Source organism: Acetatifactor aquisgranensis (genome assembly GCF_943193215.1).
Lineage (GTDB): Bacteria > Bacillota > Clostridia > Lachnospirales > Lachnospiraceae > Acetatifactor > Acetatifactor aquisgranensis.
This window is the reverse complement of sequence record NZ_CALPDH010000033.1, coordinates 56,248-62,938: the sequence shown is the minus strand read 5'-3', so window position 1 is coordinate 62,938 and position 6,691 is coordinate 56,248. Positions and strand designations below refer to the sequence as shown.

General features: G+C 52.2%; 5 protein-coding genes. All 5 read left to right on the top strand.

What is annotated here, in order from left to right; translation table 11 throughout:
• Window positions 1–179: 179 nt before the first annotated feature.
• Window positions 180–845, top strand: coding sequence for a response regulator transcription factor (locus tag NFS35_RS22870; protein WP_251209377.1), 666 nt, complete (start codon window positions 180–182; stop codon window positions 843–845).
• Between the two features lie 18 nt (window positions 846–863).
• The gene (locus NFS35_RS22865) at window positions 864–2,129 is read left to right on the top strand and encodes a sensor histidine kinase (RefSeq protein WP_251209376.1); all 1,266 of its coding nucleotides are present in this window, start codon (window positions 864–866) and stop codon (window positions 2,127–2,129) included.
• A gap of 129 nt (window positions 2,130–2,258) precedes the next feature.
• Entirely contained in the window at window positions 2,259–2,972 is a 714-nt protein-coding gene (locus tag NFS35_RS22860) for an ABC transporter ATP-binding protein (RefSeq protein WP_408629649.1), read from the top strand.
• Entirely contained in the window at window positions 2,969–5,557 is a 2,589-nt protein-coding gene (locus NFS35_RS22855) for an ABC transporter permease (protein WP_251209375.1), read from the top strand. Before NFS35_RS22860 ends, NFS35_RS22855 begins: the two co-directional genes overlap by 4 nt.
• A 152-nt stretch (window positions 5,558–5,709) precedes the next feature.
• Complete coding sequence (locus NFS35_RS22850) at window positions 5,710–6,624, top strand: chemotaxis protein (RefSeq protein WP_251209374.1); 915 nt, start codon at window positions 5,710–5,712, stop codon at window positions 6,622–6,624.
• Window positions 6,625–6,691: the final 67 nt, after the last annotated feature.

Sequence of the window (6,691 nt, the reverse complement as noted above, 5' to 3'; positions counted from 1 at the left end):
ACAGCTGACGCATACTAATAGGACGCAGGCTTAACCAGGGAGATGCGGGTTCCGCAGTCAGTATTCGGTTTTGAGGGTACAATCATTAGAAGTCAGAGAAGAGTTGTTTTATTTATTCGGTATGGATAAATGAACTGCTCTTTTTTTGCATATAGGTATTGCCTGTGAGGAGGAAGACGATGAAAATCATGCTTGTGGAGGATAATGAGGCAATCATCATGGGATTGGAATATCTGCTTTCCCAGGAAGGATACCAGGTGGTGACAGCCAGAGGCATCGCTCAGGCCGTTGAGATTCTGGCAAAGGAGGAATGCGGACTGGCGCTTCTTGACATCGCTCTTCCTGATGGGGATGGATTTGAGCTGTGCAGGAGGATAAAGCGTGAGGGCAGGACACCGGTCATTTTCCTCACGGCAAAGGAGGATGAGGCCGATGTGGTAAAAGGGCTGGACATAGGGGCGGACGATTATGTCATCAAACCATTCCGCAACCGGGAACTGGTTTCGCGCATCAGAGGGGTGCTGCGCAGGAACGGGAAAGGGAATCCGGTATATCGCTGCAGGAATATCGCTTTGAATACGGAGACCGGCAGGGTGACGCGCTGTGGGGAAGAGCTGGCGCTTACTAAGCTGGAGTATAGGATTCTGAGCAATATGATTTCCTGTCCCGGCAAACTTTTTACCAGGGATGAGATTCTGGCGGATATCTGGGACATATCAGGGAATTTTGTAAATGACAATACATTGTCAGTAACCATGAAGCGTCTTCGGGAGAAACTGGGGGACAGCGATGGCCAGTTCATAAAGACAGTGCGGGGCATGGGATACAGAGTGGAGCCGGAGTAGGTAAGAGGTGGAGTCGGAATGAAAGTGGCTTGGAATAAGGAACTGAAAAAACTGGCAGCGATGTTTCTGACCTGTCTTTGTATGTGCATCCTGACATTGAATCTGTGCATGGTGGTTTACAGGAACCAGATGCGGACAGAATACTGCAATCTGCTGGCTGCTGTCTTTGGAAATGTTGTCGCGGCTTATCCGGAGGTGGCGGAGGAAGAGCTGGTTCTCATCCTGAATCGCCAGGATAATGTGGAATTCGGAGCGGATATCCTTGGGAGATATGGGATTCTGAAAGAGTATGCAGGCACGTCTTTTACGGGGCAGGAGAGGCTGTTTGCGCGGCTGTGTGCCGGCGTGAATCTTTTTCTGCTGCTGCTTTTTTGTGGGATGGGAATTCTGCTTTATCTGTATTTCGGAAAGCGGCAGGAGAGGATTCAGGGCCTGACAGGCTATATGGAGGCGCTGAACCGCCGCAATTACAGGCTGGACGTGGAGAACAATGCCGATGATGAGCTGAGCGGGCTGCGCAATGAGCTGTATAAGCTGACAGTCCTTTTGAAAGAGCAGGCCAAGAGGGCGCTGGAGCAGAAGCGCAGACTGGCGGATTCCATGGCGGATATTTCCCATCAGCTGAAGACGCCCCTTACCTCGGCAACTGTGCTGCTGGATAATCTGTCTGAGAACATGGATATGGACAGGGCTACGAGGCAGCGTTTTTTAGGAGAGGCCACGAGACAGCTTACCGGTATGTCATGGCTGGTGACTACCATGCTGAAGCTGTCCAGGCTGGATGCCGGTGTCGTGGAGCTGGAGCGGGGATGGATTCCCGGGAAGACGCTGGCAGAGGATGTGCTGCGGCGCCTGGAAATTGCGGCGGAGTGGAAAGGCATCACTTTCTCCGTAGAGATTCCGGAGGATATCGGGCTGTTCGTGGACAGGAAATGGACGGAGGAGGCATTGCTGAATATTGTCAAGAATGCTATTGAGTACAGTCCTGACGGCGGAATAGTGGAGATAAGCGGTGAGGTCAATGAAGTCTATGTGCAGATTGCTGTCAGGGATCATGGCAAAGGGATTACACAGGAGGAGCAGAAGAAACTGTTCAGGCGTTTTTATCAGGGGGACTGTGCCAGAGAAGACAGCATCGGGATTGGGCTGGCGCTGGCCAGGGAAATCGTGGAGAAACAGGGGGGCTGTCTTACGGCAGACTGCCACAGGGACGGGGGTACAGTTTTCCGGATTCGCTTTTTGTGCGGGGATTTGGACATTCTTCCAAACCTTAAGCACGGATGAAAATTTTCAAAATGTCACGGAAATGTCATTTTAGCCTTTTATACTGAAATCGTTAAAGAGATATGATTTCTGGAAAGGCAGGTAATTATGAGAGAGAAAGACAACAGGGAAAGGGAGAATGTGTGCGAAATGCCGTCAAGGGAGCCCATGCGCTCCGCGGAGATTCTGCGTACAGAGCATCTATGCAAGGTATATGGGAAAGGGAACAATGAAATAGTCGCGGTAAACGATGCCAATCTTTCCGTGGCTCAGGGAGAGTTCGTGGCGATTGTGGGAAGCTCGGGCAGCGGAAAATCCACGTTGATGCACATGCTGGGCGGCGTAGACAGACCTACCTCCGGCAGAGTATTGATAGAGGACAATGATATATATCGAATGAACGATGATAAACTGGCGATTTTCAGAAGACGGCAGGTGGGGCTGATTTATCAGTTCTATAATCTGATACCTGTGCTGACTGTGGAGGAGAACCTGACTCTGCCCTGTGAGCTGGACGGGCGTAAGCCGGACCGGGAGTTGGTGCAGGATCTGGCAGGGCTGCTGGGGCTTGGCAAGCGCCTGAACCGCCTGCCCAATGAGTTGTCGGGCGGTCAGCAGCAGCGCGTGGCGATTGGCAGGGCCCTGATCACAAGGCCTGCCATCCTGCTGGCGGATGAGCCCACCGGCAACCTGGACACCCGGGCCGGAAATGAGATTATGGAGCTTCTGAAAGTCTCCAACCGCAGATATAAGCAGACCGTAATCATGATTACCCACAATCTGGAGCTGGCGAAGCAGGCGGACAGAGTCCTTGGCATCGAGGATGGCTGTGTATACGACAGGCATTGGGAGGTGGCGAGGTGAACATACTGAAGAAATGCAGTTACCGCTCCATGAAAGAGAACCGCAAGCGCACTGCGGTGACTATTATCGGAGTCATACTTGCCACGGCGCTGATTACGGCTGTGGCCTGCCTGGCGGAGAGCTTCCGCACCAGCCTGATTGCCTATGAGAAGCAGCAGAATGGGGATTTTCACTACCATTTCCTGGATGTGGGACAGGAGTACCTGAAATATTTTGAGAACAACAGGCAGATAGAGAAGTACGGCCTGACGGAAAAGCTGGGCTACGCTGTTCTGGAGGGATGCCAGAACCCGGATAAGCCCTATCTGTATGTCATGGCTGCGGACAAAGAGGCGGAATCTATGCTGTCGCTGACCCTTCTGCAGGGGCGGATGCCGGAGAATGGGTCAGAGCTTGTAGTGAGCCGGCATGTCAGCAGCAATGGCCTCGTGGAGATGAAAGTCGGGGACCGATTGACATTGTCCCTGGGAGAGCGGCTTTCCGATGGATACACGCTGACCCAGTGGGAACCCTACCAAAGCGATGAGGAGACATTCCAGCCGGGAACCGGGAAGACCTTTACGGTGGTGGGTATCATAGAGCGGCCTAATGGAGAGGTAGAGCCTGTAACGGCTCCGGGCTATTCGGCGTTTACTCGTCTGGAGGCTCCGGGACAGGCGGCAGTGGCGGACGTGTATGCCTCTTACACGAAGCAGGGCCTGCGCCACAGAAATCAGGTGACAGCCGGAATCCTGGGCGTATCCGAGGAGCTGTATGTGCGCTGGAAAGAGGGGGAGCGGGAAGACTGCACAGATCAGGAGATGCGGGAGATCAAGACGGTGGCTTCCTCCGTGCAGGAGAACTACTGGCTCCTGAAATGGGAGCTGATGCTATTTTCATCCGGCGTCATGAATATGATGTACGCCATGTCGGCGGTGGCCGTGGCAGTCATCATCGTTACAAGCGTATTCTGCATCCGCAACAGCTTCGTCATATCCCTGACAGAGAAGATGAAGCTCTACGGACGTCTGGCCTCTGTGGGGACCACAGCGGCGCAGCAGCGGAAAATGGTCTATTATGAGGCCAGGTTCTTAAGCTTTGTCGGCATTCCTCTGGGGGTGGCCAGCGGACTGGCTGCTTCTGTCATTCTGGTAAAAGGAGTCAGTTTCCTGGTGAAAGATGCCATGGGATTCGGGCTGGTGTTCGGCATTTCCGTGCCCTTGACCTTTCTGGCGGCGGTTCTGGCAGCGGTGACGGTATTTCTCTCCGCGCACAGCTCCGCAAGGCGGGCGGCGGGAATCTCGCCCATCAGCGCTATCCGGGCCAACGACACGGTGAACCTGGGAAAGAGCGTCCGCTGTCCGGGATGTATCGGAAACCTGTTCGGCATCGGAGGGAAAATCGCGTATAAGAATCTGAAGCGGGCCAGAGTGAAGTACCGCACCACGGTGGTGTCCATTGTGGTAAGCGTGGCCATATTCATAGGCATGACCACGTTTGTGGATCTGGTATCCCTGGCCGTAGGCACCCGTTTTGAGGAACCGCCCTATCAGCTGGAGGTCAGCATTTATCAGTGGGATTTTTATGATGATGCGGTGGCCATTACGGAAATGGAAGGTGTGGAAGAAGGGGAGATTGTACGGAAAGCGAGCCTGACTGTCAGATGGGATCAGATTCCCTATACGCCGGAGTGGCGGGAAGAGTACGCAGAGCAGGAAGAGATGGGTGAAGGCAAGATAATAGTATGCTCTCTCGGAGAGGAGGCCTATGCGCGTTACTGCAGGGAGGCAGGAGTGTCCGTGGAGGAGGCAAAAGGCAAAGCACTGGCGATAGCGGATTATTATTCGGAAAGTACGGAAAATGGAAAAACGTATATAGAAGAGGGAAATATCGCTGAATTCAGGCCCGGAGACATCCTGCAGGGAATAGGTGAATCCTCCGGGGCAAAGATAGAGATTCTGAAACAGACTACCGCAAAGCCCATGCATCTTGCCGGCTCGTCCTACCGTCTGCTGCTGATTGTGGAAGATGAACTCATGGACAGTATGCCGGGACTGCAGAAATATGATAATATAGAGGTCTATTTGAAATGCCGGGACGCGGACGCGCTGGAACACCGCATCCGAAGCGAGCAGCAGCTGCAGTATTTTACAGTGATGAACTATCTGGCGTTTTACAGAAGCCAGCACAGCATGCTTCTGGTGGTGGGGATTTTCCTGTATGGCTTTCTTGCGGTAGTGGCGCTGATCGGAATCACCAATGTTTTCAATACCATCACCACCAACATGGAGCTGCGGGCCCCGGAGTTCGCCATGCTGCGTTCCGTGGGGATGACCGGGCAGGAGTTCAGGCGCATGATATGGCTGGAAGGCGTGTTCTACGGAGGCAAGGCGCTGTGCATCGGCATCCCGGCGGGGCTGCTGATATCCGCGCTGTTCCACAGAGGGCTGGGGAAGAGATTCGTGATGGATTTCCGGATTCCCTGGACGGGCATATTGGTGTCCGTTGCCGCCGTAGCCTTGCTGTTATATATCATTATGCGCTATTCCATGGCTAAAATCAACAGAAAGAATATCATAGACACCATCCGGAATGAGAATATTTGAGGTCAAAAAATTTTGGTAAGTTTTGAAGATTATAGTTTCCTTTTCCGCACAAATATGTTAAGATAATACTATAGGCTTTTCTCTAGCACGATAAAGAGCGGGAACTATTCTTATTTTGGATAGAATCCGGCCAGGAAAGGATATGGATAAATATGGACGACAGCAAGATTTTATTGGAAAACGGCACGAACGAATTGATGATTTTGGAATTCAAGCTGGGCGACAACTACTATGGCATCAATGTGGCGAAAATCAGGGAGATTACGAAATACGAGCCGGTTACGCCGATTCCCAATGCACACCCCAGCATAGAGGGCGTATTCATGCCGCGGGATGTGATGATTACGGCAATCGATTTGAAGAACTGCCTCGGACGCGGTGAGTCGGAACCCAAGGGACTATTCATCATCACGAATTTCAATAAGCTGGATATCGCGTTCCATGTGGACAGCGTCCTGGGTATCCATACAGTGTCCTGGACGGAGATCATCAAGCCTGAGGTCACGATTTCCACTGCGGAGGAGGGCGTAGCCATCGGCATCGTCAAGAAAGAAGACAGATTGATTATCATTCTTGACTTTGAGAAGATTGTCACGGACATCAATCCCGAGACCGGGCTGAAGATTTCCGACATCAACGAACTGGGAGAGCGGCACAGGAGCACGGTTCCCATTCTGATTGCGGAGGACTCTGCCCTGTTGAACAAACTGATTGTGGACTGCCTGAAGAAAGCAGGATATGAGAACCTGATTCATGTGGAGAACGGAAAGCAGGCCTATGATATCATAACGCATTGTAAGCAGGCGGGTACGCTGCATGATAATGTGCGGGTGGTCATCTCCGATATCGAGATGCCGGAGATGGACGGACACAGGCTGACCAAGCTGATTAAGACGGACGAGGCCACGGCGAGGATTCCGGTAGTCCTGTTCTCATCTCTCGTGAACGACGAGATGCGCAGAAAGGGTGAAGCGTTGGGAGCAGACGCTCAGCTGTCCAAACCTGAGATAGGCAATCTGGTAAAAATAATAGATCAGCTTGTTGAGGAAAGACACTTGAATATATAAAAGTCTGAAAAAGCTGGGATGTGCTCCCAGCTTTTTCCTGTAAAAAGACTTCGGATTTGACAACATG